Raw genomic sequence first — 26,678 nt, forward strand, 5'->3', positions numbered from 1 at the left:
CTGTCCGTCCGTGCTGCGTTTTGATCCGCGGGCTCTTAGGGAAGCGGCAGCGACATGGCCGTCAACCACTCTCTGAGCTTCATGATGCGGGCACCGTCGTCGGACGGAAGCGCGAGCGGACGGCCCCTGGCGTCGATGATGACGCCGACCGTCCCGCCTTCGAGCTTGAACGGCCGTGGCTTCCCTTTCCCGGCCCCGACGTCCATGTTGCGGTGCGGGGTGATCGTGACTTCGGCGAACTGGTCGCGTCCGAGCGGGACGACCTTGATGGTGCCCGCTTGAACGGACTCGTTGATGCCCGGACCCGTCACCGTGACCGCGACCTCGCCTGACTTGCAGTTCCCCGTCGGCGCGATGCAGTGTCCGCACTTGACGATGCAGTCGTGCTCGAAGACCTGGCGCGCCGCCTCGAAGAAGTGCTCCGAAAGGACGCCCAGGTGCGGCATCATGAAGATGGAGTCGACCGTGATCATGGTCACGCCCTCCGGTTCGTAAGCGTCCAGCATCATCAGGGCGGACTGGGCCCGGTGCGGTGCGTGGGACAGGACGCCGCCCGATCCGATGATCATGTCCAGGTTCATCATTTTGATGAGGGTCTCGCCCGTTCCGGACTGCTCGAAGATCTGTCCGACGTCGCGTTGCTGCTGAGTCCCTTTGAGCGACCTTGCGAGCGACTTGTGGTGCTCGAACGCGAGGCGGAGGGCTTCCCTCGACACGGCCTGCTCGATGAGCAGGTCTTCGTACGTCTGCGGGATCGTCGTCGGGCGGATCATCTTGTTGCGAAGCCGGTTGCGCACTTCGAACTGGTCGATCTGGATCGGGATCCAGCGCGCGATGTTGGCCGTACCCGTCTCCTTGAGGACGTTACAGATCGAGTACGACATCCCGAGGTTGGCGCTGACCGTCCGGTTGTAAGTGCCCTGGAAGACCGAGAACACGTCGGTCGTCGCCCCGCCGATGTCGACGCCAAGAATGTTGATGTCCTCTTGCAGAGCGTAGGCTTCCATCAGCTTGCCGACCGCGTTCGGCGTCGCCATGACCTCTTCGCTCGCCCATTCTAGGAGCTTGGAGTAACCGGGCGCCTGTTGCATGACGTGTTCGAGGAAGAGCTCGTGGATCTCGTCGCGCGCCGGGTCCAGGTTTTCCCGTTCCAGCGTCGGTCGGATGTTCGCGACGACCTTGGTCGCGATGCCCTGGCCGAGGACCGTTCCGACTTCCGCGCTCGCTTCGGTGTTACCGGCGAAGATGACGGGCAGCTTCATATCGCCGAAGCGCGGTTTAGGATCGGCGCGGTGGATGACTTCGGCCATTTCGACGAGGTGCGACTTCGTGCCGCCGTCCGTGCCTCCGGACATGAGGATGATGTCGGGACGGAGCTGTCGCAGCCTCTCGACCTTTTGAAAATCCTTTCGCCCGTCGTCGACGGCGAGCGTGTCCATGAGGATCGCGCCTGCACCGAGCGCTGCGCGCTCGGCTGATTCTGCCGACATCGCTTTCACGACCCCTGCGACCATCATCTGCAGCCCGCCGCCTGCCGAGGACGTCGACACGTACAGGTCGGAACCGTCCAGTTCTCCCCCGCGCTGTTCGAGCTCCTTGCCCTCCTTGCGAAGGCGCCAGACCTGCCCGTCCTTCAGGAGTCTGCGCCGACCGGGCTTGAAGCCCTCGGCGGGTTCGCTCTCCGTCAGCTCTTCGAGTTCGGTGATCGAGTTCGTGACGCCGACGGTGACGTCTTCGAACGGCTTCTCGACGGTCGTCGGTGCTTCGCCACGGGCGACCAGTCGGTACTCGCCCTTATCGTTCCGCTCGATGAGGATCGCCTTCGTGGTCGTGGACCCACAGTCGGTAGCGACGATCCGCAGGATGTTCTCGGACATGGATGGCGTGGATTATAGCCCTGCGGCCAGGACGGCGCACAGGCGGCCGGACGGAGGGAGTGGTATATACTCGCCCCGGTTTGGCTGGAGTCTCGTTCAAGCACGTTACGAAGGTGTTCGGAAAGGACGTCAAGGCCGTCGACGACCTTTCCCTCGACATCCAAGACGGGGAGTTCATGGTCTTGGTCGGCCCATCCGGTTGCGGAAAGACGACCGCGCTCCGGATGATCGCGGGCCTGGAGGAAGCGACGTCCGGAGACCTCGTGATCGGCCCCGACCGGGTCAACGACGTGCCGCCGAAAGACCGCGACATCGCGATGGTCTTTCAAAACTACGCTCTGTACCCCCACATGACGGTGTACGAGAACATCGCGTTCGGTCTCAAGATCCGCGAGCTCAAAGGCGTCTTCTGGCAGTTGTCGCACATGTCGGAAGCGAAGGGCAAGCGGTCGAAGATCGATGCCAGGGTCCAAGAAGTCGCCAAGATGCTCGCGATCGACCACCTGCTCCAAAGGCGGCCGAAAGAACTGTCCGGCGGGCAACGCCAACGCGTGGCTCTCGGACGCGCCATCGCCCGCGAACCGCGGGTGTTCCTCATGGACGAACCGTTGAGCAACCTGGACGCGAAGCTGAGGATCCAGACGCGGGCCGAGCTCATCCGACTTCACAGGCGGCTCGGGGTCACGACGATCTACGTCACTCACGACCAGACCGAAGCCATGACGATGGGCCAGCGCATCGCCGTCATGTCCGACGGCGTGCTCCAGCAGTGCGACGATCCTGAAACGGTCTACAACAAGCCTGCGAACAAGTTCGTCGCAGGCTTTATCGGCGCCCCGCCCATGAACTTCCTCGACGGGACGGTCACGAACGGACACGTCGACTTAGGCGCCTTCAAACTGGCCCTCCCTGTCGGCCATCCGGTCCGAGGAGACGTCGGCAAGTCGGTCACCATCGGGATCCGGCCGGAAGACATCCACGACACGACGGTCTCCAGCCCGGTGCCCGTGACGGAGGACAACCGCTTCGAAGCCAAGGTCGACGTCCTCGAGAAACTGGGTTCGGAAGACACGGTCTACTTGGTCGCCGGCGGACTGAACATGACGGCGAGCCTCGATCCTGCAGCGCGCATCCACGCGGGACAGTCGGCGACGTTCGCCGTCGACGTCGACAAGCTCCACGTCTTTGATTCAGCGAGCGGACAAGCGGTCCGATAAGCTAGACGAGGCGCGTCAAGAGCACTTTAGGAACGGTCATCGACTCGTAGCCCGAGCGGACGCCTTCGCGTCCGAACCCGCTCTTCTTCACGCCGCCGTACGGCATATTGTCGAACCGTAGCGTCGGATAGTCCCCGACGACGACCCCGCCCGTGTCGACCTCTTGATAGAAGCGCTCGGCGACGGTGAGATCCTTCGTAAAGACGCCGCAATGGATCCCGTAGGAGGATCCGTCGACCTGGGCGACCGCCTCGTCGACCGACTCGAACGGTGTCAGAGTCAGAACGGGCCCGAACACTTCCTTGCAGGCCAGCTCGGTTCCGGGAGGGACGTCGCTGACGAGCGTCGGTTTCAGGACGTTGCCTTCGCGTCGTCCTCCGGCCAACACGGTAGCCCCGCCCCCTCGGGCTGAATCGACCCAGGCTTCGACACGGTCGGCCGCTTCTCCGTCGATCATGGGCCCGCAAACCGTCTCGTCCAGGGCCGGATCGCCTGCCGGGCAGGCTCGGGTGCCGGACGTCAGGCGGTCGCGTACCTCGTCGTACACCTCACGGTGGACACGGACGTGTTGGATCGAGATGCAGATCTGTCCGGCATAGCCGAAGCCTCCGGCGACGAGGCGACCGAGCGTCCAATCGAGGTCCGCGTCGGGGAAGACGACGGCGGAGGCGTCGCCCCCCAGTTCGAGCGTGACGGGTTTCTCGCTCGCAAGCTTCTTGAGGCGCCAACCGACGACGTCCGATCCGGTGAAGCTGACGCAACGGACCCGGGGGTCTTGGACGGCCTTTTCCGCCGTTTCCGGGTCGCACGGCACCAGGTTGAGGACACCAGGGGGACAACCTGCGTCATGGATGGCGCGTACGAGCGCCCGGCTGCTGAGAAGGGCCGCCTTCGAAGGCTTCAGAAGGACCGTGTTCCCGGCGGCCAGGGCCGGCGCGATCTTGTGTGCGGCCAAGTTGTACGGCCAGTTGTACGGCGTGATGGCGAGTACGGGCCCGACCGGGAACCGCTCGACCGTGCAACGGTGACCGTCGCCTCGAGGATCGAAGTCCGTCGGGAGGACCTCGCCGGACGGGGCCGTCAATAGGTCGGCGGCGAGGTCGAAAGTCAGGGCCGTCCTCGCGACTTCCCCTCTCGACCACGTCACGGGCTTTCCGACTTCGTGCGTCAGCACGAACGCAAGGTCTTCGGCTTGGTCACGGACGCCTTGGGCCACGCGGCGGAGAAGGGTGGCCCGATCGCGGCGGGCCGTCCGCTTCCAGTCGGAGTAAGCCCGGACGGACGAACCAATGGCCCGGTCCATGTCCGCCCAAGCCCCGAGCCAGGCTTCGCCGAGGACACGACCGTCGTACGGCGCGCGCGCAGCGGCCTTGACCGACCCTTCGACTTCTTCTCCGTGGACGATCAAGCCGTACACCGTCATGGCCGGGATTACACCCCCGATGCCGCTCGGCGGGTCCGCGCGTCAGAAAGACGGGCCGGTACCTAGGCCCTTTTCCGCCGCTCAGGCCAAGCCGGCACTACGCCCGCCTGGTTCCCGTACCAACTGACGAGGCCGAGGATGCAGACACTTGTCGATAAGTCCGAGCTAAACTTAAAACCCGGTATGCGCCGAAAGATCATATGCGCCATCGACACGGGAGACATCGGGCGCGCGGGTTCGATCGTCAAACGCCTCGCCCCGTACGTCGGGGCCTTCAAGATCGGGCACGCGTTGACATTGCCCTACGGGCTGGACGTGATCGACAGGCTGAAGGAAGCCGGTGCCGAGCGGATCTTCCTCGACCTCAAGTTCCATGACATTCCGAACTCGGTCGCCCTCGGAGTCCGAGAAGCGGCCAAGCGCGGTGTCTGGATGACGACGCTGCACCTGTCGGGGGGACCGGCCATGATCACCGCCGCGGTCGAAGAAGCCAAGGAATATGCGGACGAACAAGCGCCGCTCCTGATCGGCGTCTCGGTCTTGACGTCCCTTGACGAACGGACCCTCCATACCGATCTAGGAGTCTCGCGAGGACTCGTCGACCACATGCTCGCCCTTTCCAAAATGGGAGTGGACTGCGGGTTGGACGGCGTCGTGTGCTCCGTTCACGAGGTCGCCGCGATGAGGAAAGCGGTCGGGCACTCCGTCATCGTGACGCCTGGCATCCGGCCCCACAATGCCGACACCCATGACCAGCAGCGCGTGGGCGACGCGAGGTCGGCCCTGGGCGACGGCTCCGACTACCTCGTGATCGGCCGATATCTGACCGATGCCCACGACCCCCTCGCCGCGTTGGCCGAACTCGGACTCCTCGACGAGACCGTTGCCCCTTGACGGACGTCCAGCGACGGTTGTTGGACTGGTACGAAGCGTCGCGGCGCGATCTGCCGTGGAGACGGACTGCGGACCCGTACGCGGTCTGGGTCAGTGAAGCGATGCTACAACAGACCACGGTCAAAGCCGTCGTGCCGTACTTCGAACGGTGGATGAAGCGCTTCCCTACCGTCGAAGACCTGGCCCGTGCCGAGGCCGACGAATGTGCTTCGTACTGGGCGGGCCTCGGATACTACGCCCGCTGTCGGAGGCTTCAGGACGGGGCAAAATGGATCGTCGAACATGGGTTTCCTTCGTCGGCCGACGCCTGGCTCGACGTTCCCGGTGTCGGCCCCTATACCGCCGGCGCGATCGCGTCGATCGCCTTGGGCGAGCCGGCGGCCTTGGTCGACGGGAACGTCGAACGGGTCTACTCCCGGCTCAACGACGACGCCGCTTCCGGTCCTGCGCTCCATCGTGCGGCCTGGGCCTGGGCGAAGGGCCAAGTCTGCCAAGAACGCCCTTCCGACTGGAACCAAGCCCTCATGGAGCTCGGGGCGACGGTCTGCAAACCTCGAAGCCCTTCTTGTACGGCCTGCCCTTTACACGGCCTGTGCCGGGCTGTGGCCTCAGGAACAGTCGATTTCCGGCCCGTAAGGCCACCTCGCAAGGCGCCCGTCGAGCTGGACCATCACGTCTGGGTGCCCCGGTACAAGGGCCGGCTCGGGATCGTGCAGACACCGCCAGGCGAGTGGTGGGCCGGATTGTGGGGCTTTCCGCGTTCGGCTTCGACCGAGGCGCTGGACGTGTTGGTCGGCCCATCGCGACGCCGCCCGATCGGCCACTTCCGGCACACCGTGACAGGCCACCGGATCGACGTCGAAGTGAGCGTCGCGGACTGCGAACGTCCGTCGTCTTCGTTAACGTGGTGCGAGCCGGCCGACGTCCGTCGGTACGCCCTTCCTGCGCCCCAAGAGCGGGCGCTCTCGATTTGGGAACGGGCGGTCGAGGACGGTTCGGGAACCGACGTGCGGGCGACTCAGGTATCCTTGCCTACTAACGCATGACGCGCATGCTTGCCTGTCTGACGCTATGGATGGCGATGACGGCGGCCTGGGCCCAGAACGGGCTGACCGTCGACTACACCTACCGAGGAGCGTTCTCCGACCAGGGCGCCCGGTACGAGGGTGCCTGCTACGTGACGCCGGCGTTCATGCGCCGTGTCGGGTGGCAGGTCGACGTCACCGACGGCGTCGCCTCCGTCAGCGCCGAAGGGCACACCTTTCAATTAGAATCGTCGATCATCGGCGGTAAACGGCTGTACTGCCTGGACGAGGCCGTCCGCTATCTGGGCGGAACGGTCGAGTGGGACGAAGCCCAGGGCCGGGCGACGGTCCTCGGTCGGCTGCGGAACATCGAGAAGACTCCCGCAGGCCTGAGGGTCGACTGTACGATGAACGTGAAGCCTCGGGCGTTCCGCGCCTCGGGTCCGCCCCGGATGGTCCTCGACCTTGCGGGTGCGGTCTTGGACGAGAAGGCTCTGGCCCCCTTACCCTCGGGATGGCGGGCGTCGCAGTTCACGTCGAACACGGTCCGGGTCGTGATCGAGTCCCCGACGATGTCGAACGTGACCGTCCCCGCGCTCTTAGAAGGGCGTACGGTCGAACTGGCCCTCGCTTCGAACGTCCCCGCCGCACCCAAGACAGCGGCCACCGTCAGCCTTGGCAAGCCCGCTGTCGGGTCGGAAGTCAACGGCACCCAACCGGTCGTCCTTCCGTGGACCAGTCGACCGTCGCAAAGTCCGACCGCCCTTTACCTTGATCCGACGACGATCCAAGTGACGGTTCCTGGAAGCGCCGCCGAGAAACCCGGCGAGAACCTGGTCGAACGGAGCCCGTTCATCAGGAGCATCGACGTCGTCGACGACGGAAACGGCACCTGCACCGTCACTTTGAACCTCAAGTCAGCGCTTGCGTTCGAACTGAACACGCAGAGTCTGGGGGCTACGGTCTCGCTGTCCCGGCCCAAGTCCCGGGGCGGATTGGCCGGAAAGATCATCGTCGTCGACGCCGGGCACGGTGGTAAGGACAACGGGGCCGTCCATGCCGGCGTCCAAGAAAAGAACCAGACTCTGGCGATGGCGAAGACGGTCGCCAAGGCCCTCAAGGAAGCAGGCGCCTCCGTGATCATGACCCGCTCGGACGACACGTTCGTGTCCCTCGGGGAGCGGTCGAACATCGCGAACCGAAGCAAGGCTGACCTGTTCGTCAGTTGCCATTTCAATTCGAACAGCGTCGACAACAGCCGTAGCGGGACGATCGTGTTCTATCACAATGCGATCCCGTTGCACATGTTATTGGCCGAGTGCATCCGGAGCGAGATCGCCAAGTTCAAGGATCTGCCCGATATGGGCACTTGGAGCGATACGCGGATCTACAATTCGGGATTCGCCGTCTTGAGAGGGGCGCAGATGCCCGCCGTCCTCCTGGAACTTGGGTTCTTGAACCACGCGACCGACCGTTCGAAGATCCAAGACCAGAACTTCCGTGACCATGTCGCGGACGCGATCGTGAAGGGTGCTAAGGTGTTTTTCGGTGAAGAGTCCAAGAAGTAGCCGCCGCAATCCGGCCCCTCTGATCGTGGGGCTCTGCTCGATCGCCCTTCTCGGAGGAGTGGGGTATTACGTGGCGACGCTTCCCAAGGAGCTTCCGGCTTCAAAGAAGGCCGTCGTCGACGAACCTTCCCGGCGCGAAGACGTCAAGGTCTATCGGCCCCGGTATGAGAAGGGCGAACTGAAGCTCGACCCGGGCACGGTCAAACCACCGGAGAAGACCGATCCGAAGGTGTTCGCGGTCAACTCTTATCTGAAGAACCTCGGTTTCATCCCAAAAGGGGCCGCACTGAAAACGTGCACGGTCAAGGACGGCTTGGCGACGTTGGACTTCAACGCCGAATTCGAGACGACTTACGGGACAGAAGACGAGCAGACCGTCGTGAAGGGCCTCATGACGACGATGGCCCAGTTCTCGGACGTCCACGCCGTGAAGATGACGGTCGAGGGCAAGCCCCTCGAGACCCTTGGCAACATCGACCTCACTCAGCCGCTTCCGGTCCCTGTTCCGGAGAAGTCCGGCGGCGGGCCAGAAGGCGTGCCGCCTCCTGATGGCACTTCACGATGATCGTGCCGCACACCGCGCCGCACAGCCATCCGAGCACCACTTCGCTCGGCCAGTGGACGCCCACGTAGATCCGGGACAGACCGGTCAGGACGGCGACGCCGCACCAAAGGGCTCCCATCGGCCGGTGAAGCCAGAGGAACACGGTCGCGACGGCCATCATGTTCGCGGAATGGGCCGAAGCCGTCCCGAAACTCGTCAACGGTTCCACCCGTACCTGGATCCATGGGTTCGCGGCCATGACGTCCGGCCAACTGGGACGGTTCCACTGGAAGGCGTCCTTCAGTACGTCCGTCGTCAGGTTGGCCAGAGGCCATGCCAAGAGGGCGAGGACCGTTCCCAGTCGGGTCGGTTTCCAGACGAGGGACAAGACCACCAGGGATCCGATCAGGACGAGGCCGCCTGTGGTCTTGGTCGCATTGGACAAGAACACCCAGAAAGGCGCCGTGCTTTCGGGCCAGCCGTTCACGGCCCGGAAGACAGCCGTGTCCAGCGAGTTCACGGCAAGATCGTACCCAGGTAAAAACCGAACGTGAACGACCGGGTCAAGCATGCCGTATGGGCGTCCGTCGCCGGGCACACCCTTGGGGCCGTTCGGGCCGGTACGCGAGGGTTCAAGCGGTTGGCTTTCTATGAGCCTGGACCGCTTCGGATGCCGCCGTGCCCGGCCTTCGACGCTTGGCTGGCGTTCGACCGTTTCCTCGGCACGGGCGAGGGTCCTGAAGACCTTTGGCGCGACGTTTCTGAACGATGGACGACAGTGACGCCGGCTTCGGCCGTAGCCAGGGCCAACCTGTCACGCGGCGTGCCTGTCCCGATGACCGGCTGCCGCGGCAATCCTTTCGCGGAGGACGCTGGGGCCCTCGGTCGTGCGGTCTTCTGGGGGCTGGCGTTCCAGGGCCGTTCCGAGGCCGCCGCAGACTGGGCGTTATGGGACGCGTCGTTCGATCACTCCGGCGAAGGCGTTTGGACGGCTGTTGCGTCTGCCGCCGCGGTGGCCTCGGCCGTGGAAGGCGCCGCCCTCAGCGACGTGCTTCGAGCGGCGACCGCAGCACTGGACCGACGTTCCAAGGGGGCCGGACTCGTGTCCGCCGTCCTTCAATCGATGGGGGAATCCGACCCGCTTCCGACATTGAAGGCCCGCTGGGACGGAGAGCTCGGAGAACCGGCTTCGGGCAAGGCCTTGTCGGCGTTCGGAGCTGCGGTCGCGGGGGTCGCCCTCGCCAAAGACACGGCGTCGGCCGTCACAGGTGCCGCTGGATTCGGGGGGGCCGCAGATCAGGCCGGACTCTTGGCCGGCGCCCTAGGTTCCCTCCTTTACGGTCCGATCGCCCCCGAGTGGACCGCACCGCTCGGGGACTCCTACGTTTGCAGCTACGGCCTCAAAGACGTCGTCGTCCCGGAAACCCTCACCCGGTTCGCGGAGCGGATCGCAGAGTGCGGCGAGAGAGCGGACGGCGCCCTGGCTTGGAGGCCCTCCGAGGACGCTGAGGCAGCCGTCTGTTCCCGAGGCGTTCGTATCGAGGCGCGCTTTCCGAACGGGATGATCGAGAGAGGATCCGAGGGCTGGCAGGTGGCACTCACGTTGGTCAATGGGACGGACACCCCGGAGACGCTGGACTGCCAAGTGGTCGCACCGGTCGGTGCGGAAACGGCGACCCGACTGGGTCAAGAGTCTCTCGAACCTGGCGGCCGTGTCACGAAAGGGCTGATCGTCCGCAGGACCGACGTTTCCGCAGACAGCCCGTTGACCGTCCACGCCGGACCGGCGACGTTGCGCCTGCCTGTTCTCGCCCCCGAGAGCTGGTTCGTCGCGGGACCGTTCGAGAACGAGAGCCAAGACGCCTACGAAGCGACGCTGCCTGCAGAGAGGAGGCAGATCCGGTCGGACCGGTTCAACGGCAGGAGCGGTCTGCCGGCTCAATGGACCGAATGGTTGCAGGAGGGGCGGGTGTACGACGTCGAACCCCTTTTTCAGTTCGGGCCAGGGGCCGTCGTCCTCTACGGTCGGTTCCGACTGCCTTCCGAGGGGCCGATCGACATGGTCGCGGCGGGTGCCCCGGGCGTTTCGGTGACCGTCGACGGGCAACGGGCGGTCCGTTACAACGACTACCACGTTCCGGAGCCTGAAAGAAGGCCGCCTTACGTCTTCCGTTGGACCCCTGGCGACGAGACGACATTGGTCGTCAAGCTGGTCCGGGACCGGCGGCCGGCCCATCCATTCGTCCTCCTGTTCACGGACGGTGACGGCCGGGTCGTCGAACCTGTGGACTGGTCGCCCATGGATCCATGATCACGGTCGCGACCCAGATCGCCCGGAACGTCTGGGCCGCGATGCTGTGGTTCATGCGGCGCCCATGGGTGCGAAGGCTCCAGAGGAACTGGGTCAAGCTCTTTCCGGAAGGGCCGCGTCGCGATCAAGCTTGGGCGGGGTTCCGGCGTCAAGAGCGGTTCGCCAGGAAGTACGGCCTGAGAATCTTGACATGGGTCGTGACGCTCTGCCTGACGAGTCTCGCCCTGCTCTTCGCGTACAACGTCGTGACCTGGATGATCGAGGCAAGGATCATTCCGACACGGGACGAATGAGCCCTGGACGCCGTCTACCCGCAATATCGCGGGCAAATCGCCAATAATCTCTTCTGACGCATGCGCAGTTTGAAGTACGCCCACTCGTTCGAGGTGGTCAGACACCTGCCGGAACCGCTCCAGCCTCTGACGCGGCTGGCGTACAACTATTGGTGGACCTGGAACCATGAGACACGGTCGATGTTCCGGGACATCGGCAAAGACTTGTGGGACGAGGTCGAACACAATCCGGTCGAGCTCATCAACCGGCTCAGCGAGGACGACGTCAACCGACTGTCCAGGGACGAGGTCTTCCAGACCAAGCTTTCCCTCTGCACCAAGGAGCTCGATCACTACCTTTCCGCGAAAACGTGGTTTGACCGGAAGTATCCGGGTCGGCGAGACGACACGCTGATCGCTTACTTCTCGGCCGAGTTCGGGCTCACCGAGGCTTTGCCTATCTACTCGGGCGGTTTGGGGGTTTTGGCGGGCGACCATCTTAAGGCGGCGAGCGACCTTGGCATCCCTCTCGTCGGGATCGGGCTCCTTTATTCCAAAGGGTATTTCCGGCAGTCCTTGAGCCCGGACGGTTGGCAACAGGAGCGCTACCCCCAGTACGACTTTTACCGGTTGCCCCTGACTTTGTGCCGAGGAGAGGACGACCGTCCGCTCCGGATCCGCGTCGAGTTTCCGGACAGCGAAGTACTGATCCAGGTCTGGAAAGCGCAGGTCGGCCGGATCGAGCTCTACTTGCTGGACTCGAACGTCTTGGAGAACTCACCGGACGAGCAGTCGATCACCGACACGCTTTATGGCGGCGACGAAGACATGCGGATCCGCCAGGAAATCATCCTGGGGATGGGAGGCTACCGTGCGCTGGTCGCGCTCGGAAAGACCCCGACGGTCTGCCACATGAACGAGGGCCACGCGGCGTTCCTGGCACTGGAGCGGATCAAGCAGTTCATGACCGACCACGGGTGCGACTTCCGTACCGCCCGTCAGTGCTGCGTCTCAGGAAACGTCTTCACGACCCACACGCCCGTCCCGGCGGGGTTCGACCTCTTCCCTTCGGCCCTGCTCGAGAAGTACCTGAACAAGTCGGTCGGCGGACTTGGCCTGACATTGGACAAGCTTCTGGAACTCGGACGTTTCGATCCCCAGGACAAGGACGAGCGGTTCAATATGGCCGTCCTCGCGATGGAGAACTCCAACCACGTGAACGCGGTCTCGAAGCTCCACGCGAACGTCAGCCGAAGGATCTTCGGCCAGCGATGGTCGGATTATCCCGTCGAGGAAGTCCCGATCGATGCCGTCACGAACGGGGTCCATACGATGACCTGGATGGGCCGCCGGATGACGGAACTGCTCGACGAGTTCGCGGGCCCGACTTGGCGGGAGGATCCGAGCGCGCGTGACGTCTGGCGTTGCCTCGACAGCGTGCCCGACTCCCGGCTTTGGGAGATCCGGGAGAACGAACGGGGCGACTTGGTGCGCTATTGCCGCCGCCGCCTGCGGATGCAGCTCAAACGTGCCAGCTCCGGGCCGGTCGATATGGCCGCCGTCAACGACGTCCTCGATCCGCGAATCCTGACGATCGGCTTCGCACGTCGGTTCGCAACGTACAAGCGCGCGACCTTGTTGCTGCAGGACAAAGAGCGTCTGAAGAACCTGTTGTTCCATCCGGACCGGCCCGTCCAGTTCGTTTTCGCCGGCAAGTCCCACCCTCGGGACGACGGCGGCAAAAAACTGATCCAGGACATCGTCAATTTCATCAACAACGAAGGGGCGCGGAGCCGGATCGTCTTTTTGGAAGACTACGACATGTCGGTGGCCCGCCGGATGATCCAGGGCGTGGACGTCTGGCTGAACAACCCGAGGCGTCCTATGGAGGCGAGCGGGACCAGCGGCATGAAGGTCGTGCCGAACGGCGGTCTCAATTGCTCCGTCTTGGACGGCTGGTGGGCGGAAGCCTACGAGCGCGGCGTCGGTTGGGCCATCGGGGACGGCAGCGAGTTTTCCGACGAAGGCTATCAGGACTGGATCGACAGCCGGGCCTTGCACCACCTCATCGAAAGCGAGATCGCTCCTGTCTTCTATTACCGGACAGAAGGCGGTGTACCGACCGCATGGGTCGAGATGATGCGGCGCAGCATGAAGGAGCTCGCCCCCGTGTTCTCGACCCTACGGATGGTGCGCGAATATGCGAGCCGCTTCTATATGCCGTCGGCAGACGCCTTCCAGCACCTGTCCCAGAACGGACTCTCGAACGCCAAGTCGGTTTTGTACTGGCGCGACAGGATCCGGACCGCCTGGAAGGACGTCAGAGTGTTGCAGGTCTCGGACGATGCCAAGACGAAATACGTCATCGGCCAGGAGTTCAACGTGAAGGCCGTCGTCGACCTCGGGGCCCTGTCGCCGGACGACGTCCATGTCCAGACCTTGTCCGGCCAGGTCGCACAGAACAGGGAGTTGAGCCAACTGGAGCTTTCGAACATGACCCTTCAGAGTTCGGACGGGTCGAAACACGTGTTCACCGGAACGATCGGGTGTAGCCGCCCAGGGCACCGTGGCTACGTCGTCCGGGTCGTCCCGAACCACGAGGACGTCGTCGTGGCGGCCGAGCTTCCGATCGTCACGTACGAGCCTGAGCAGGTCTGACGCAAAAAAAAGCGGGCCGTCGGCAAAGACGGCCCGGACAGGAACGGAGTCGAACAGGAGTCAGGCTTGGACGTCGAGAAGGAGGCCCTTGCCCAGCCATTCGGCCAGAGTCTTCGAGTCGGCAGGCCTTGACCTGCGATCGAACTGAGGCCGAGGCTTGCGCCGGACCGTGATCGTTCGGAACTCTTGCCGATAGATCCGGACCAGTTGCTCGGGGGCGGGCTTCGAAACGTCCATGTGACCCTGATGAGGAAGCGGTCGAACGATAGACGATGAGAGCACGGACGGTGCCGGTCGTCCGTGCTCTCGATCAGATCCGGTAACGTGACCGGCCTAGCGGTAGTTCTCGAAGAGCGTACTGATGGACTCGTTCGTATGGATCCGCCGGATGGCTTCGCCGATGAGAGGCGCCGATGGCAAGATCGTCAGCTTCGGGAACTGCTTGACGCTCGGGATAGGCACCGTGTCCAGGCTGACGACTCTTGAAACGACCGAGTCTTGGAGCTTCTGAGAGGCGTTGCCGCTGAAGACGGCGTGCGTGCATGCGGCGATGACGTCCTCGGCCCCGCGCTTCAAGAGCGCTTCGGCTCCCTGGATGATCGAGCCGCCGGTATCGATCATGTCGTCGATCATCACGCACTTCTTCCCTTCGACGTCGCCGATGATCTCGACGATGTCGACCTTGTTCGGTTCAGGGCGACGTTTGGCGATGATCGCGAGCGGGCATTTCAGCATCTCCGCCAGGGCCCGCGCTCGGGTCACGCCCGCGACGTCAGGACTGACGATGACGACGTTCTCGAGTTCGGAATAGCCTTGCTCGATAAAGTGGCGGCCCAAGATCGGTCCGGCGTAGAGGTGGTCGACGGGGATGTCGAAGAACCCCTGGATCTGCTCGGCGTGCAGGTCGATGCACACGACGCGGTGCGCGCCCGCTTCTTCGATGAGGTCGGCGATCAACCGGGCCGTGACAGGTTCGCGGGGCTTTAGCTTCTTGTCCTGGCGCGCATAGCCGTAGTACGGCATCACGACCGTGATCCGGTTGGCGCTCGCCCGACGGAAGGCGTCGAGCATGATCAGCAGCTCCATGAGCGTGTCGTTGACGGGCGCGCAGGTCGGTTGGATGATGAACACGTCGTTTCCGCGCGTGCTCTCGTCGACCTGGATCCGGATCTCACCGTCGCTGAAGCGCGTCGACGTCAGTGCGCCGATTTCGATGCCCAGATATTCGGCGACCTTGTGACCGAGGTCCGCGTGCGCGTTCCCCGCGAAGAGCTTCATGTCGGAAAGCTCGCCGTTGTTGACCTTGACGCCGTTCGTCACGGCTTCTGGTTTGATTGCTTGTCCCTCCAGGATTTGGCCCAACCTTCTTTGTTCTCCTGCCTCGCTCGACCGATCGCCATGGCGTCTTCAGGGACGTCCTGACTGACGACGCTGCCCGCCGCCACGAAGGCGCCTGCACCTATTGTACGCGGGGCGATGATGGTGCTGTTCGATCCGATGAACGCGCCGTCACCGATTTCCGTCCGGTTCTTGCTGTAGCCGTCGTAGTTGCACGTGATCGTGCCTGCGCCGATGTTCGCTTTGGACCCGACGGTCGAGTCTCCGATGTAGGTCAGGTGCGACACGGCCGTGAGTTCTCCGACATCGGAGTTCTTGATTTCGACGAAGTTGCCGACCTTGACTTTGCGGCCGAGCTTGGTGCCTGGTCGAAGGTTACTGAACGGACCGCAACGCGAGCACTCTTCCATCGTCGCCTGGTCGACGTGGCTCATGAAGACCCGGCAACCGCGACCGATCGTGCTGTCCTTGATCCATGCGTTCGGGCCTATCTCGGCACCCGCCGAGATCTTCGTCCCTCCTTCGATGACGGTCATGGGTTGGATGAGGACGTCCGGTTCGAGCTCGACGTCGAAGCCGATATACGTGCTGGTGGGGTCGACGATGGTCACGCCGTTCATGGCGTGCCGCCGCAAGATCCGTAGGCGCATGATGCGGGCGGCTTCGGCGAGTTGCCAGCGGTCGTTGACGCCCATGAACTCGTCGGGATCGTCGAAGACTTCGGCGACGACACGGCCACCACGCTTACGGATCTCGGCGATGGCGTCTGTAAGGTAGTACTCGCCTTGAGCGTTCGTGTTGCCAAGGCCCGGAAGGATCTCCATGAGGAGCCTGCAGTCGAAGACGTAGACGGCCGGGTTGACCTCCTGGATGGCGCGCTCGGAAACCGTCGCGTCCTTCTCTTCGACGATGCGTTCTACGAGGCCGTCGGCGTCCCTCACGATCCGGCCGTAGCCCTTAGGATCGAAGGTGACGAAAGTCGCCATGACGGCTTGGGCGTCTTCGGCCTCGAACCGCTCGAGCAGGGCGCGCAAAGTTTCCGAGCTCAGGAGGGGCGTATCGCCGGGAGTGACCAGCACGGGACCGTCGTGGCCCTTCAGCAGGTCCGCTGCCATCAAGGCGGCGTGGCCCGTGCCGAGTTGTTCGTCTTGCTCGGCAAAACCCACTTGGCCGTCCAGGGCCTCGCGGACGAGGTCGCCTTGATAGCCCACCACCACGATGGGACGGGCGACCCCGGCGCTTTTGGCGGCTGAAACGACCAACTGGACCATCGGGACCCCGGCCACCTCGTGTAGCGCCTTCGGCAGGTCGCTCTTCATTCGGGTGCCTTTGCCTGCGGCCAAGACGAGGCCGGCGGCAGGGGATCGGGGGGCCATGGACGGGTCAAGATACCCGACGCCCAGCCCCGTAGGCATGCGAGGGGGCGAGGGGCCCCATGACCTTCCGGTAGCATCGGGAAGCGATGCCTTTGCACGTCGTCGACCACCCCCTCGCCCAGCACCTCTTGACCGGCCTCCGCGACCGCGAGACAGGGCCTGACAGGTTCCGACAGATGGCGTGGACCCTCTCGACGATCGTGATCCTTGAGGCGACGCGAGGGCTCGGATTGAAAGTCGAATCGGTGCAGACGCCACTGGAGCCGACGGACGGTCGAAGGTTGTCCCAAGGTCTGGCCGTCGTCCCTGTGCTCCGGGCCGGACTCTCGATGCTGGAACCGGCACTCCAGTTGTTCCCGGACGTCGCGGTCGGCTACATCGGGCTCGAACGTAGCCACATCGACGCGACCGCGAGTTCCTATTACTGCAAACTTCCGAACTTGGCGGACCGGTACGTGCTGCTCGCCGATCCGATGCTGGCGACCGGGGGCAGCGCCGCCCAGGCTGCGTCGGTCCTGAAGTCGCAAGGAGCGGCGAAGACGGTCATGGCGTGCATCGTCGCCGCACCGGAAGGCGTCGAAGCGATGGCCGCGGCCCATCCGGACGTCGAGGTCTTCACGGCCGGTCTCGACAGGCAGTTGAACGGCCAAAAGTACATCCTTCCCGGCTTGGGGGACTATGGCGACCGTCTGTACGGGACCTTGTAGACCGGGAACGGATCGCCGGCGTCCTTGCTTGAAGAGACCATGGAAGCCCGAACGGTCCAGCGCCAAACCGTCCGCTTGAGCACGATCGTCCTTGTCACGGTCGCTCTTTTCGACTTGGTTTCCACGTTGATGTGGCTGAACATGGGCCACGGCGAGGGCAATCCCATCTTTGCCTACCTGGCCTCGGTCGGGACCGGCCCCTTTGTCCTCGGCAAACTCCTGTTCCTCGTCGTGCCGTTGTTGGCGATCGAATACGCCAGGACGAAACGGCCTGTCACAGCGGAAGTCGGAACGTGGGTGGCGGCGGTCGCCTACGCGGGCCTTTGGGGTTCCCACGTCATCAGGCTCGCGGCTTAGCCCTTGAAGTAAGCGTCGGGAACGCGCGGGGCGACGAGCGCCTTATCCGGGGCGGGGCTCCGTCCTACGTCTTCGGCGACCTTGAACGGCACGAGCGTACTGACCCCCGGTTCCTGCATCGTGACCCCGAACCAGACGTCCGCGCATTGGATCGTGGTCGTGTTATGGGTCACGAGCACGAACTGGATGTCTTTGCTGAAGTCGCGCATGAGACCGATGAACCGCTCCACGTTACGGCCGTCGAGCGGAGCGTCGACTTCGTCGAGGATGACGAGCGGGCTCGGCTTGACCTTCAACAACGCGAACAGGAACGCCAGCGCGCTAAGGGCCCTTTCTCCGCCGCTCAAGAGCTCGAGCCGTTGTTTCTTCTTCCCGGGAACGGTCACCGAGATCTCGACTCCCGCGTCGAGGTCTTCCCCGCCCTGGATCATGTCCAAGACGCCTTCTCCCCCTCCGAACACCGTCTTGAACGTTTCGCCGAACGCTTCCTTGATTTTGACGAACGTCTCGGTGAACTTGTCCCGGGTCAGGCGGTCGAGCTCACGGATGCTCGATTTGACTTCGTCCATGCCCGACTCGATGTCTTTGGCCTGGGCGTCGAGCTCTTCGAACCTCTCGGTCAATCGTTCGTAGGCTTCGACCGCGCCCAAGTTGACGTCGCCCATTTCCTTGAGCTCCTTGCGGAGCCTAGCGACGAGGACGCCCGCATCGGGAGGGACGACGGTGGTCGGAGCCTCGGACAGTGCTTTCGCCTGGTCGACACCGTATTCCTCCAGTAGCCGTTCGAGGACAGTCGCACGCTTCGCGTCGATCCGCGTCCTTCGGAGTTCGGCCTGGTACGCGGCGTTTTCGGCCTGTGAGGCTGCCTTACGGGCCTCTTGGGCCTGCTCGGTCGTGTGTTCGACCGACGAAGCGGAACCGCGCCTTCGCTCCGACAGCTCGTGCATCATGGCGGAAAGCCGAGCGTGTTCGGCCTCGTGGGTGTCCCGTTCGGATCTGGCGCGCTCGATTATGGCGAACTGGGCTTCTCGTTCCGGGCCGAGCCCGCCCGCCCGTTTGGCTCGGTGGCGTTCGGACTCTTCCACGGTCTTGACGCGCCGTTCGCAGTCTTCGACGCGGCGCTTCGCCGTCTGGGCGCGATCCCGAGCTTCGCGCAGTCGCTCGCCCGACGACTCCGCTTCTTTGAGCCGTGCGGAATAAGCTTTCCAAGCTTCGTCGCGGACACGTTCGAACTCAGTGACGTCGACGGTGACGGGCTCGGAGCCGGACGTCGCCTCAAGGCCTTCGATCTCGGCTAAGAGGCGGGCTCGTGCCCGTTCGGTGGACGCCAGTTCGCTTTCCAGGCTCTTCAGCCAACTTCGGGCCTCCTCGACGGCCAGCAGGACGGGCTGAAGTCCGGACTGGAGCCGTGTCCGCTCCGCGACCGCCTCCGACCGGCGGTTCTCGAACGCTTTCCCGGCCGCTTCGAGTGCGGACAACCGCTTCTGAAGGCCCTTGAGGGACTTCTCGCACTCAGCGAGCTCCGACGTCCGCTGGACAAGCCCTGAGGTCTGTCGAAGGGCGCGACCCCCCGTCACCGCGCCGCTCGCGTGGACGACTTCCCCGTCGAGCGTGACGCACCGCGACCAGCCGGACGTCCGGGCCAACCGGAGGGCGACGTCAAGGTCTTCGACGACGAGGACGCGCCCGAGGAGGCTTTCGATGACGGGCCGGTGTGAAGCGCGGCACTCGACGAGGTCGGCGGCGATACCGACGACGCCCGGACCGGCCGCAAGCCGCTCGAGCTCGCGGTTGCGTTGTTGCGGCCGGACGAGGTCGACAGGCTGGAACGTGGCACGGCCCAGTTTCTCGTCCTTGAGCCACTGGATCGCCCGCTTGGCGTGTCCTTCGTCCGGAACGATGAGATCGTTGGCGGCCGCCCCCAAGGCCGTGTCCATTGCGACGGCCAAGTCTGGATCGGCCTGGACGCACTCTCCGACGGGCCGGAACTCACCTTCGAGCTTGCCGGACCGCACCAGGTCGAGGACGGCCCGTGCGCCTTGTGAGAGTCCCTCGTGGGCCGCGATGGTGGCTTCGATCCCCCGCCTCTTACCGTCGAGGGCCGCGACTTCTGCCAAGATCTTCCGGACTTCGGCCGCCCGGTCTTCTTCGTCGTGAACGAGTGCCGCAAGCGCTTTGTCGTGGGCCTCGAGGGCCTCACGACCGGACCGGGCGGCGGTTTCTGCCTCGGTCAAGGAAGCTTGGGCTTCTTCGATGCCGGACTGAAGGTCGGGCAACGTCCCGTCTATGCCTTGGAGTTCCTTGGCCGCTTCACGCGCCCTTTGCCTACGGTGTTCGCGTTCCAGGTCCGCACGGTGGGCCTCCGCCATCCTCTCCCGGGCTTCGGTCAAGGCTTGCTCCGCTGACTCCAGGTCTGCGGCGAGCGCTTTGGCGTCCGTATCGGCCCCCGAAAGTTCGGCCGACAAAGCTTCGAGGCTTTGTTCGGCGGCTCGTACTTCCACGATGGCCGCCTCGAGGTCTTCAGAAGCGTGGGACAACCGGTCGCGGGACGATCCGGCTTCCGCTTCCAGGTTCTCTTCGAGGACGGTCAGGCTCTGCAGCCGTGTCTCCGCTATGGAAATCGCCGAAGCTGCCTCGTCGGCGAGGTTCCGGATCTGACTTGCGAGTTTCCGTACGCCTTCGGCCTCCGATTCGAGCGTTGCGGCTTGGGCGGCCGTTTCCTTGGCGCGGGCCTCTAAGGAGGCGGCCAACGCGGTCTCTCTTTCGGCTGTGGTCTGGGCTTCGAGGACGTTTGCGGCAAGCCCTTCCGTCTCTTCGACGGCCGCGGCCAGTTCTTTCACTAGGAGGCCGCACTCGACCTGGCGGAGGCCTTTGAGGGCGCTCTTGTAACGGACTGCGACTTCCGCTTCTTCGGCAAGGGGTTCCCGTTGCGCGTCGAGCTCTTGCAGGACGTCTTGGACACGGCGGAGATGGGTCGACGCGGCGTCGAGCCGCCGGACGGCCTCTTGGCGCCTCATGCGGTACCGCTGGACGCCCGCCGCCTCGTCGATCCAAGCCCGGCGCTGTTGTGGCGACGCGGCGAGGGCCTGGTCGATGTCGCTCTGCCCGACGATCGCGTACCCGGCGCGGCCAAGCCCCGAGTCGGCCAGCAGGTCGGCCACGTCCTTCAACCGGCAAGCCCGCTTGTTGATCTCGTACTCGCCCTGTCCGCTCCGGTCGACACGCCGCGTGACGCTGACCTCGGCACAATCCATGGGAAGGGCGCCGTCCTCGTTGTCGAAGGTCAGGGTGACTTCGGCGTAGCCCATCGCTTTACGGTGGACCGAACCGGCGAAGATGACCTCTTTGCCGGACTGGGCGCGTAAGGCCCGTGCGCTCGTCTCGCCGAGCCCCCAAAGCATCGCGTCGACGATGTTCGACTTTCCGCAACCGTTCGGGCCGACGACGGCCACGATGTCGCCGCCGAGTTCGAACTCGGTCTTATCGGCGAAGGTCTTAAACCCCTGGATGCGGACCCGCTTCAGCTTCATGCGCGAGGACTACAGATCAACGGACGGGGAGGCGTCCGCTTTTGGACGGGACATTTCAAAGAGTTTTCCACCTGCCAGATCAAGATAGCCCGAACCGCCGAGCCGGGCGATCGGTCGGAAGCCGGTGGGTTTGCGGGTTTCCGCGTCCCAGACGTCGGAGCTGAGGTCGACCGCGAGGACCTCTCCGATGACAAAAGCGGCATCGCCGTGCTCGAACAGGTGAACGCAACGGCATTCGAGCGCGGCCGGGCTTTCCGCGACGCGGCCCGGTCTGACGACGGAGCTTTCGACCGCTGTGAACCCGCCGATGCCCCACTTGGAACCCCGCTTCGCCGCATCGACGGCCGTTTGGTTCATGCCCTCGGCCATGTCACGGTCGACGAGGTTGACGACGAACTCGCCGGTCTCTTCGACGTTGGTCAATGTCGCTTTCTTCCGCCCGTCTTTGCCCCGTACCGGACAGAACGCAAGGCTCGGCGGTTTCGCCCCTCCGAGCATGAAGAAGCTGAACGGAGCGAGGTTGGCCTCGCCCGTGCCGGAAAGGGTGCTCACGAACGCGATCGGACGCGGTACGACGAGGTTGCTCAGCAGGTCGTAGGCAAAGCTGGGGGACTCGTCGGCAAGGCGCCAGACCAAACGGGGCACGCCCGATTGTAGCCGAGCCGGACAGCCTTACCAGCGGACGCCGAACAAGGCTAAGACGATCAGTCCGAGGGTGGACAGTGCCGTCCCATAACCGAACATGAGGATCCGGAAGGCCTTCTTTCCGAGGGGATGCCTGAAGTTGATGACGCGTTCGTCATCGTGGGCCGACCCGTCGGCCCGACGGCGAGGCACCCAAAGGCGAGTGTCGCCGGTTCCGAAATAGAACCCGAAGCGCCAACTCGAAGGCCTCGACCAGACGTCACGGTTGGCGTCCTTCCGCTCCTTGATGAGCGGCTCGAAGACGCGGGAACCGACGAGGACGTACTCGGTCGTCTGCAACACCGTGGGCCACTCGAACCGTGTCGCCATAGTCCCATTGTCGGACGCCACGCGCCCGACCCTCAAGGTTTTGACCGTTTCAGGCCGCCTCTATCGTGCGACGAGCCTGAAGAACGACCGTATTCCTACCGATACTCCAATCAGCCCCCCATGGCCTTCCTTCAAAAGGCGCTCCGTCACAACGACCTCCTGATCGGCGGCGCGATGCTCGTCATCGTCAGCATGTTGATCATGCCCCTGCCGCATTGGGCCCTGGACTTCGGCCTGGTCGTGGCGATGGCCACGGCCGTCATCATCCTTCTGACGTCGGTCAACGTCAAGGATCCGCTCCAGTTCAGCGTCTTCCCTTCTCTGCTGTTGATCACGACGTTGTTCCGTCTGGCCCTCAGCATCGCTGCAACGAAGCTGATCCTCGGTTCGGGCGACGCGGGGCACGTGATCCAGACCTTCGGCCAGTTCGTCCTGGGCGGGGACTTCGTCGTCGGCTTTGTCGCGTTCGTGATCCTGATGATCGTGCAGTTCATCGTCATCACGAACGGTGCGACGCGCGTGTCCGAGGTCGTGGCGAGGTTCACCTTGGACGCCATGCCGGGCAAACAGATGGCGATCGACGCCGACCTGGCCGCTGGGCTGATCGACGAAGACGAGGCCCGTGCCCGCCGCAAGGGGGTCAAACAGGAAGCCGACTTTTACGGCGCGATGGACGGTGCGAGCAAGTTCGTCAAGGGCGACGCCGTCGCGGCGATCCTGATCATTTTGGTCAACATCATCGGTGGGTTCGCGGTCGGGTTCATGAAGGGCGGCGGCGACGTCCAGCAGATCCTCAGCACCTATGCGATGCTCTCGGTCGGCGAAGGCCTCGTTTCTCAAATCCCCGCCCTCCTGATCTCGACCGCCAGTGGTCTCTTGGTCACTCGGTCCGGCCAGGAAGCGGGCATGGGCGGGACGCTCCTTGGCCAAATGCTCGCCCAACCGAAGGTCCTGGCTTCGACGGGCGTCGCTCTGGCCGTGTTCGGGTTCGTCCCGGGCTTTCCGACCCCCATCTTCCTCCTCCTCGGAGCAGCCCTCTATGGCGTCAGCCGTTTCGCGGTCAAGAACCCGAACGTGTCCAAGCAACTTTCGGGAGAGCCCGTCAAGAAAGCCGAAACTGCGCATCAGGCGCACCATCAGCCGCCTGCCGGCCCGGAAGCCGCTCTCGCTCTCGTGGCCGTCGACGCCTTGGAGATCGAGGTCGGATACAGCTTGACAAGGTTGGCCGACGCCCGGATGGGTGGCGACCTGCCGGAGCGCGTCACGGCGACACGCCGCCAAATCGCGGTGGAACTCGGTTACGTGATGCCGAGCGTCCGCATCCGGGACAATGCGGCATTGGCCCCGAACGAATATGTGATCAAAGTCCGGGGGGAAGAAGTGGGACGCGCGACCGCGAACGCCGACGAACTGCTCGCGATCAGCAGCGGCGATGTGCTCGCGCCTGTCGTCGGGACTCCGGCCAAGGAGCCCGTTTTCGGTCTCGAAGCCGTTTGGATCGACCCCGCATTCCGAAGCGCGGCCGAGGCCAACGGCTACACCGTGGTCGAACCCAGCGCGATGATGGCCACCCACCTCTGTGAGACCGTGAAGACTTACGCGGCCGAACTCCTTTCCCGTCAAGAGGTCCAGGCCCTTGTCGAGAACGCCAAGGCCCACAACGAGGCCGTCGTTTCCGAACTTATCCCGAACACGGTCACTTACGGTGACATCCAGAAAGTCCTACAACACCTGCTCCGGGAACGCATCCCCGTCCGCGACATGGTGACGATCCTGGAGACCATGGCCGACTTCGCGAGCCGGGTCAAGGACAACGAGCAGCTCGGCGAACTCGTCCGTGCGGCCATCGCGCGGACGATCACGCGGCAGTACGTCGACGATGCGAACCGACTGTCGTGCCTGACCATCGATCCCGGTATCGAACGGGTCTTGATGGACGGTGTCCAACACACGGCGGGCGGGGTTTCGCTCGCCCTCGACCCGCAGGTCCAACAGAGGGTGTTGGACGAGCTTTCGAGGGGCTTCGACGACGCTGTCCGCGACGGGCGCAACGCGGTCGTCCTGTGCTCTTCCGCCCTCCGGTTGCCCCTCCGCAAGGTCGTGGAGCGGTATCTGCCGCAATTGCCCGTGCTCGCCTACAACGAGGTTTCGGCCAAAGCGGAGGTCGAGTTCGTCGGCCAAGTCGCCTTCGCAGCGTAACGGCCGTTCCGGGCGCTCGGGACGGTAAACTGGACGTTCGGCCGTGGACCCTATCTCAAACCGTCAAGAGCAGATCCTCCAAGCCGTGATCGTCGAGTACGTTACGGGGGCGGAGCCCGTCCCCAGCGAGACGATCGTCAAGAAGTATCAACTCGGCGTCCGGAGTGCGACCGTCCGGAGCGAACTGGCCGAAATCACCGAGCTCGGACTGCTCGACCAGCCCCACACGAGCGCCGGACGCGTCCCGAGCGACCGGGGCTACCGTTATTACGTCGACAGGCTCCTCGTCGAGCGTGAGCCCGAAGGCCAGGAGAAGAAGTCCGTCCGGGCCGCTGCCGAAGAAGAGGACACGCTTCGGACGCTGCTGCAGGAAACGACGAAAGCCCTCAGCCGACTCACTCATCTGTTGTCGGCGGCCGCGGTCCTTCGGGACGCCCAATTGAGGGTCAGGAGCGTGCTCTTGACGGCTGTCGGCCCTGGACGGAGTCTTCTCGTCATCGTCTTCCAAAACGGTCACATTGAAAACCGGCTGATCGACTGCCCACCGGGTACGACGATCCTTCAGTTGGGCGACGTGAACGCCGCCCTGTCCCGATCAGCGGACGGACAGACGATCGGGAGCCTCGCCAAGGCGAAACCGCCTTCGCACGACGATGCGGCGACGAACGCGGTCCTTAAGACCGCGTGGAACGCCCTAAAGAGCACGGCAAAGGAGATCACTCGAGGGAAACTGATCACGGAAGGGGAGGAGTACGTGCTCGCCCAGCCCGAGTTCCAGAGGAGCATGGACGAGATGCAGTCGCTCCTGGCGAGCATCGAAGACGAGGAAGCCCTCCTTTCGGCCGTGTCGGGAGAAGGGGTCACGATCGGCCGGGAGAACAAGTTGGAGAGCATGCACGGCCTGACGATCCTGAGGCGGTCGTTCTTCGCGGGCGAGGAGGAGGCCGGAACGCTCGCGATCGTCGGCCCCAAACGCATGCACTACGACAGGACGTTGGCCTTGTTGGACTACTCGGCTAAGGCCGTCAGCGACGCCTTGTCTAAGCTGGTCAAGTGAGACTTGGCGGGCCGCCGGCCCAAAGTTGACTCTATACTGGTCCTGTGAACCTGCGTCCCCTCCTTTCGCTTGCGGCCGTGACCCTGTTGTGGGGCTGCTCGCAAACGCCCTCCGGATCGTCTGGAACCGCGGCGGGCAAGCCTGCCGGGAGCAAGTCGGACGAAGCCGCTGTGGCCTTGCTGAAGAAGAGCATGGACGCCTATGCCGCGTTCGACACCTTCCAGGCCAGCTACGACCGCGTCCCGACGAAGCCAGGGACGGGCGCACCGACCCGGACGATCACGTACCAGAAGCCGAACCTCTTCCGGATCGAGGCTAAGACGGAGAAAGGGGACATGACGATCACGTCCGTTTCCAACGGTAAGGAGGCGATCGAATACGCGGTCATGGGGAGCGACGGGAGCGGGATGAAGCAGCCTGCGCCGACCACCCTTGCGGACGCCCAATTGATCCAGATCCGCAACCCGCTGGTCTGCGGCAGCTTGGTCTACAACTTCTTCAAGGGTTCGGCGGGATACGCCGACCTGGTCGACGAGTCTAAAGCACCGACGTTGCTGGGCAAAAAGGAGAAGTCGCCGACGGGCGAGGACGCCCAGGTCGTCAAGTTTTACGCGAAGGAGCACTTCGGAAACGTCGAGGCCCTGATCGGAACCCAAAGCGGTCTTGTGTACCGGGTCAGTTACGACGGAGCCCAGTTCAAGGAAATGGCCAAATCGGCCAAGGCCGACGAATCTCAGATCCCTGACATTTCGGCGGTCGAGACCTTCAAGGACATCAAGACGGGAGCGGCCTTCGTGGCGTCGACGTTCGATACGACTCCGCCTAAGAACGTCAAGTTGGTCGACCCGTCCAAGCCGCCGGCTTCCCCGTTGCCGATCGGCAAGCCCGCCCCGAACTTCAAGTTGACGGGGATGGACGGAAAGACCGTCAACCTCTCCGACCTCAAAGGCAAGGTCGTCCTGATCGACTTCTGGGCGACGTGGTGCGGCCCTTGCCGCGAAGGGTTGCCCGTCACGGACAAGCTCCACAAGGAGTTTGCGTCCAAGGGACTCCAAGTCTTGGCCGTCAGTGACGAAGAAAAGCCGACGGTCGACAAGTTCGTGAAAGACAACGGTTACTCCTTCCCTGTCTTCCTTGACACGGACCGGAGCGCCAATACGACGTACAAGATCGAAGGCATTCCTACGCTCGTCATCATCGACAAGAACGGGAACCTCGCGAGCTATGCCATGGGGCTCGAGCCTGAAGCGATGGTGCGGGAGAAGCTGAAGAAGGTCGGGATCGGCTAGCGTCGATACCCGCAGAACGTCG

General features: G+C 64.0%; 22 protein-coding genes. 13 read left to right on the forward strand and 9 right to left on the reverse strand.

Annotated elements, in window-relative coordinates; genetic code table 11:
- Window positions 1-35: 35 nt before the first annotated feature.
- Window positions 36-1,877, reverse strand: coding sequence for a glutamate mutase L (locus JST30_16470; protein MBS1715923.1), 1,842 nt, complete (start codon window positions 1,875-1,877; stop codon window positions 36-38).
- An 80-nt stretch (window positions 1,878-1,957) separates the two neighbouring features.
- Here JST30_16470 and JST30_16475 point away from each other — a divergent pair, with 80 nt between their 5' ends.
- Window positions 1,958-3,094 (forward strand): ABC transporter ATP-binding protein, encoded by a 1,137-nt coding sequence (locus tag JST30_16475; protein ID MBS1715924.1) that lies wholly within the window; start codon window positions 1,958-1,960, stop codon window positions 3,092-3,094.
- Window position 3,095: 1 nt separating this feature from the next.
- Here the strand turns inward: JST30_16475 and JST30_16480 are convergent, their stop codons facing one another.
- A complete protein-coding gene (locus JST30_16480; protein MBS1715925.1) occupies window positions 3,096-4,517 on the reverse strand; it encodes an aldehyde dehydrogenase family protein in 1,422 nt (473 codons plus the stop codon).
- Between the two features lie 183 nt (window positions 4,518-4,700).
- Here JST30_16480 and pyrF point away from each other — a divergent pair, with 183 nt between their 5' ends.
- Genes pyrF through JST30_16500 form a run of 4 tightly spaced genes read left to right on the forward strand, consistent with a single transcriptional unit; the run spans window position 4,701 to window position 8,569 of the window.
- Window positions 4,701-5,411 (forward strand): orotidine-5'-phosphate decarboxylase, encoded by a 711-nt coding sequence (pyrF, locus tag JST30_16485; GenBank protein ID MBS1715926.1) that lies wholly within the window; start codon window positions 4,701-4,703, stop codon window positions 5,409-5,411.
- The gene (locus tag JST30_16490) at window positions 5,408-6,457 is read left to right on the forward strand and encodes an A/G-specific adenine glycosylase (protein MBS1715927.1); all 1,050 of its coding nucleotides are present in this window, start codon (window positions 5,408-5,410) and stop codon (window positions 6,455-6,457) included. Before pyrF ends, JST30_16490 begins: the two co-directional genes overlap by 4 nt.
- Complete coding sequence (locus tag JST30_16495) at window positions 6,454-8,004, forward strand: N-acetylmuramoyl-L-alanine amidase (protein MBS1715928.1); 1,551 nt, start codon at window positions 6,454-6,456, stop codon at window positions 8,002-8,004. Before JST30_16490 ends, JST30_16495 begins: the two co-directional genes overlap by 4 nt.
- The gene (locus tag JST30_16500) at window positions 7,985-8,569 is read left to right on the forward strand and encodes a GerMN domain-containing protein (GenBank protein MBS1715929.1); all 585 of its coding nucleotides are present in this window, start codon (window positions 7,985-7,987) and stop codon (window positions 8,567-8,569) included. The genes JST30_16495 and JST30_16500 overlap by 20 nt, the downstream gene beginning before the upstream one ends.
- Here JST30_16500 and JST30_16505 read toward each other — a convergent pair.
- Entirely contained in the window at window positions 8,484-9,068 is a 585-nt protein-coding gene (locus JST30_16505; protein MBS1715930.1) for a phosphatase PAP2 family protein, read from the reverse strand. The genes JST30_16500 and JST30_16505 overlap by 86 nt on opposite strands.
- A gap of 30 nt (window positions 9,069-9,098) precedes the next feature.
- Between JST30_16505 and JST30_16510 the strand changes: the two genes are divergently transcribed.
- The 3 genes from JST30_16510 to glgP are packed head-to-tail and all read left to right on the forward strand — an operon-like array spanning window position 9,099 to window position 13,789.
- Window positions 9,099-10,859 carry an ADP-ribosylglycohydrolase family protein gene (locus JST30_16510; GenBank protein MBS1715931.1) on the forward strand — a complete coding sequence of 587 codons (1,761 nt, stop codon included), beginning with the start codon at window positions 9,099-9,101 and terminating at the stop codon, window positions 10,857-10,859.
- Entirely contained in the window at window positions 10,856-11,152 is a 297-nt protein-coding gene (locus JST30_16515; GenBank protein MBS1715932.1) for a hypothetical protein, read from the forward strand. Before JST30_16510 ends, JST30_16515 begins: the two co-directional genes overlap by 4 nt.
- Window positions 11,153-11,212: 60 nt before the next feature.
- Window positions 11,213-13,789 carry an alpha-glucan family phosphorylase gene (glgP, locus tag JST30_16520; GenBank protein ID MBS1715933.1) on the forward strand — a complete coding sequence of 859 codons (2,577 nt, stop codon included), beginning with the start codon at window positions 11,213-11,215 and terminating at the stop codon, window positions 13,787-13,789.
- A gap of 60 nt (window positions 13,790-13,849) precedes the next feature.
- On the opposite strand, the gene JST30_16525 is transcribed toward glgP, so the two are convergent.
- From JST30_16525 to glmU, 3 genes are all read right to left on the reverse strand, one after another.
- Entirely contained in the window at window positions 13,850-14,026 is a 177-nt protein-coding gene (locus JST30_16525; GenBank protein MBS1715934.1) for a hypothetical protein, read from the reverse strand.
- 96 nt (window positions 14,027-14,122) lie between these two features.
- Window positions 14,123-15,067: a ribose-phosphate pyrophosphokinase gene (locus JST30_16530; GenBank protein MBS1715935.1), complete on the reverse strand. Its 945-nt coding sequence runs from the start codon at window positions 15,065-15,067 to the stop codon at window positions 14,123-14,125.
- Between the two features lie 38 nt (window positions 15,068-15,105).
- A complete protein-coding gene (gene glmU, locus JST30_16535) occupies window positions 15,106-16,503 on the reverse strand; it encodes a bifunctional UDP-N-acetylglucosamine diphosphorylase/glucosamine-1-phosphate N-acetyltransferase GlmU (GenBank protein ID MBS1715936.1) in 1,398 nt (465 codons plus the stop codon).
- Between the two features lie 86 nt (window positions 16,504-16,589).
- Between glmU and upp the strand changes: the two genes are divergently transcribed.
- Entirely contained in the window at window positions 16,590-17,210 is a 621-nt protein-coding gene (gene upp, locus JST30_16540; GenBank protein MBS1715937.1) for a uracil phosphoribosyltransferase, read from the forward strand.
- A 39-nt stretch (window positions 17,211-17,249) separates the two neighbouring features.
- On the forward strand, window positions 17,250-17,567 hold the full coding sequence (locus tag JST30_16545; protein ID MBS1715938.1) for a hypothetical protein: 318 nt from the start codon (window positions 17,250-17,252) through the stop codon (window positions 17,565-17,567).
- Here the strand turns inward: JST30_16545 and smc are convergent.
- The 3 genes from smc to JST30_16560 are packed head-to-tail and all read right to left on the reverse strand — an operon-like array spanning window position 17,564 to window position 22,111.
- Window positions 17,564-21,097, reverse strand: coding sequence for a chromosome segregation protein SMC (gene smc / locus JST30_16550; protein ID MBS1715939.1), 3,534 nt, complete (start codon window positions 21,095-21,097; stop codon window positions 17,564-17,566). The two genes, JST30_16545 and smc, sit on opposite strands and share 4 nt — an antisense overlap.
- A 9-nt stretch (window positions 21,098-21,106) precedes the next feature.
- Window positions 21,107-21,742 carry a flavin reductase family protein gene (locus tag JST30_16555; GenBank protein ID MBS1715940.1) on the reverse strand — a complete coding sequence of 212 codons (636 nt, stop codon included), beginning with the start codon at window positions 21,740-21,742 and terminating at the stop codon, window positions 21,107-21,109.
- A 27-nt stretch (window positions 21,743-21,769) separates the two neighbouring features.
- On the reverse strand, window positions 21,770-22,111 hold the full coding sequence (locus tag JST30_16560; protein ID MBS1715941.1) for a hypothetical protein: 342 nt from the start codon (window positions 22,109-22,111) through the stop codon (window positions 21,770-21,772).
- A 120-nt stretch (window positions 22,112-22,231) separates the two neighbouring features.
- On the opposite strand from JST30_16560, the gene flhA reads away from it, so the two are divergent.
- From flhA to JST30_16575, 3 genes are read left to right on the forward strand one after another with little or no spacing between them, the layout of a single operon-like run.
- Window positions 22,232-24,310, forward strand: a complete 2,079-nt coding sequence (gene flhA, locus JST30_16565; GenBank protein MBS1715942.1) for a flagellar biosynthesis protein FlhA — start codon at window positions 22,232-22,234, stop codon at window positions 24,308-24,310.
- A 43-nt stretch (window positions 24,311-24,353) separates the two neighbouring features.
- Entirely contained in the window at window positions 24,354-25,367 is a 1,014-nt protein-coding gene (gene hrcA, locus JST30_16570) for a heat-inducible transcription repressor HrcA (GenBank protein MBS1715943.1), read from the forward strand.
- A gap of 44 nt (window positions 25,368-25,411) precedes the next feature.
- Complete coding sequence (locus JST30_16575) at window positions 25,412-26,656, forward strand: redoxin domain-containing protein (GenBank protein ID MBS1715944.1); 1,245 nt, start codon at window positions 25,412-25,414, stop codon at window positions 26,654-26,656.
- Window positions 26,657-26,678 lie beyond the last annotated feature (22 nt).

Source organism: Armatimonadota bacterium, assembly GCA_018268395.1.
GTDB lineage: Bacteria > Armatimonadota > Fimbriimonadia > Fimbriimonadales > Fimbriimonadaceae > JAEURO01.

Excerpts from the sequence above, each read along its gene's own strand:
- pyrF (MBS1715926.1), top strand. The coding sequence starts at position 4,701 with ATGCGCCGAAAGATCATATGCGCCATCGACACGGGAGACATCGGGCGC.
- JST30_16515 (MBS1715932.1), top strand. The coding sequence starts at position 10,856 with ATGATCACGGTCGCGACCCAGATCGCCCGGAACGTCTGGGCCGCGATG.
- flhA (MBS1715942.1), top strand. The coding sequence starts at position 22,232 with ATGGCCTTCCTTCAAAAGGCGCTCCGTCACAACGACCTCCTGATCGGC.
- JST30_16495 (MBS1715928.1), top strand. The coding sequence starts at position 6,454 with ATGACGCGCATGCTTGCCTGTCTGACGCTATGGATGGCGATGACGGCG.
- upp (MBS1715937.1), top strand. The coding sequence starts at position 16,590 with ATGCCTTTGCACGTCGTCGACCACCCCCTCGCCCAGCACCTCTTGACC.
- JST30_16470 (MBS1715923.1), bottom strand. The coding sequence starts at position 1,877 with ATGTCCGAGAACATCCTGCGGATCGTCGCTACCGACTGTGGGTCCACG.
- JST30_16480 (MBS1715925.1), bottom strand. The coding sequence starts at position 4,517 with ATGACGGTGTACGGCTTGATCGTCCACGGAGAAGAAGTCGAAGGGTCG.
- JST30_16560 (MBS1715941.1), bottom strand. The coding sequence starts at position 22,111 with ATGGCGACACGGTTCGAGTGGCCCACGGTGTTGCAGACGACCGAGTAC.
- smc (MBS1715939.1), bottom strand. The coding sequence starts at position 21,097 with ATGAAGCTGAAGCGGGTCCGCATCCAGGGGTTTAAGACCTTCGCCGAT.
- glmU (MBS1715936.1), bottom strand. The coding sequence starts at position 16,503 with ATGGCCCCCCGATCCCCTGCCGCCGGCCTCGTCTTGGCCGCAGGCAAA.
- JST30_16525 (MBS1715934.1), bottom strand. The coding sequence starts at position 14,026 with ATGGACGTTTCGAAGCCCGCCCCCGAGCAACTGGTCCGGATCTATCGG.
- glgP (MBS1715933.1), top strand. The coding sequence starts at position 11,213 with ATGCGCAGTTTGAAGTACGCCCACTCGTTCGAGGTGGTCAGACACCTG.
- JST30_16530 (MBS1715935.1), bottom strand. The coding sequence starts at position 15,067 with ATGAAGCTCTTCGCGGGGAACGCGCACGCGGACCTCGGTCACAAGGTC.
- JST30_16545 (MBS1715938.1), top strand. The coding sequence starts at position 17,250 with ATGGAAGCCCGAACGGTCCAGCGCCAAACCGTCCGCTTGAGCACGATC.